Raw genomic sequence first — 1,754 nt, 5'->3', positions numbered from 1 at the left:
GGTCAGCAAGCAAGCGCTTGCTTAGGGTTGACGCGGGGTGGAGCAGCCCGGTAGCTCGTCAGGCTCATAACCTGAAGGTCACAGGTTCAAATCCTGTCCCCGCAACCAAACAAAAAACGGCCCGCATTCATGCGGGCCTTTTTTGTATCTACAGGTCGTGGCCAGCAATTCTAACCCCGCAGCAGACCGCAGCGAAAACGAGCCGCAGGGCAAAAAACTCAAAGCCTCTCCCCAAAACCAAACATAAAACGGCCCGCCAGGATCATACCCGGCGGGCCGTTTTGCTATGCGGCGCTGATGGCTGCCATCAATCCCGCTGCCCCGAGAGGCGGTCTCGGCCGACACGGCGGGCAAATTCAGCCTTTCCCAGAGCCAAAACCAACGGCGAAAGCCGAATCGGAGCGGCTACCCGCAACCACACGCGAAATAAATCTAGCCGGTGGGGTTCTTTCTCAGCCGGCTTCAGTGCCCGCCGTCTCGCTGGGATGACGAGCGCGGATCGCCGCAGCTATCGATTGCCGGACCCGGTCATCGATCACGCCGGCGCCTTCAGAGCTGAGGCGATATCTCGGCCATGCCGAATCGGGCGACTCGAGCCTGCCTGCGGAACAATCCGAATCAAAGGCAGAGTGCGGTCGAATCGATCAAGGCTGCTAATAGTTGACATTTATTGCTATATTCTTCGCGCGCCCCATATTCCTTCCAAGAGGCTGCCATGCCCAATTACGCTCTGAACGGCCATTATGAGAGCTTCATCAGGAAGCAGCTCGAATCAGGCCGCTACAACAATGCCAGCGAAGTTGTCCGCGCCGGCTTGCGCATGCTCGAGGATTTCGAGGCGGAGCGAGAGAAGTGGCTGCGTGAGGAAATCCCGGCGCGCCTGGGCGAGCTGCAACGGGATCCGGCGAAGGGTGTTCCTGCCGAAACGGTCTTTTCCCGGCTTGAAGCGCGTCATCGCGCGACGCAGGCGAAAGCCAAGTAAGGGATGGAGTACCGGATTGTCTTCCACCCCAACGCGGAAGCCGAACTCGAACAGCTCTATGACGACATAGCCGAGCGCGCATCGCCTGCGGTCGCCTGGAGTTTCGTCGCCGGGATCCGCGACCATTGCCTGGATCTATCGACTTTTCCACAGCGCGGGACCGAGCGGGTCGAAATCATGCCTGGGGTTGCGGATTGTTGGTTACCGGCGCGCCGTCAGCATTGCTTTCGCGGTCGAGAGCGAACGAGTGCTGATCCTGGGCATCTTTATGCTGGTCGAAACATCACGCCGGAATTGCTGGAAGGGCGGCTCTGAAGCGTTGCGCAGACCGGCTCGCGGTCGACAACCACCAAGCAGGACAGGCGGTTTTCAGGCCGATTGCACGCACCAGGCGCCGAGGGTGATGGCAATCCCGGGCGGGAATGGTCGGTAGAGAAAGACCGGTGTCATTTTCAGCCAAGCCAACTCACGAATTTCGCATCGTGGATATCCACACGAGAAATCGAAAAAACATCTGAGATCGGTGTTGACAGTTTGGATCGGTGGCGACTATATACGCCTCACGAACGAGGGCGGTGCGCCGCTGGCGACGAAGAAGTTTGCTTCTAGGTCTGCCCTCCGCGAAATTCAAGAGAGCCGCGTAAGCGACACTCGGACGGCCCCGAAGCCAAAAGCGTAACGGGCCACGACACCGCGTCTGCGGCGTCTGTTCTTTGAAAATTGAATAATGAAGAAAGAGAAACGTGGGCGGCAGAGTCCTGCTGAACCTCTT

The 1,754-nt window shown here is 58.6% G+C and carries 1 protein-coding gene, 1 tRNA gene and 1 pseudogene; all 3 read left to right on the top strand.

Translation table 11 applies throughout. The features are described from left to right. Positions 1 to 31: 31 nt before the first annotated feature. The 3 genes and pseudogenes from AC1DX4_RS35025 (at position 32) to AC1DX4_RS35015 (ending at position 1,297) form a co-directional block, all read left to right on the top strand. Positions 32 to 108, top strand: a tRNA-Met gene (locus AC1DX4_RS35025). A 607-nt stretch (positions 109 to 715) separates the two neighbouring features. After that, positions 716 to 982, top strand: coding sequence for a type II toxin-antitoxin system ParD family antitoxin (locus AC1DX4_RS35020; RefSeq protein WP_477224679.1), 267 nt, complete (start codon positions 716 to 718; stop codon positions 980 to 982). 3 nt (positions 983 to 985) lie between these two features. Beyond that, positions 986 to 1,297, top strand: a pseudogene (locus AC1DX4_RS35015) (type II toxin-antitoxin system RelE/ParE family toxin). The last annotated feature ends 457 nt before the right edge of the window (positions 1,298 to 1,754 follow it).

It is taken from the genome of Mesorhizobium sp. P3_A8 (assembly GCF_056402995.1).
This window is presented reverse-complemented; position numbering and strand designations above follow the sequence as displayed.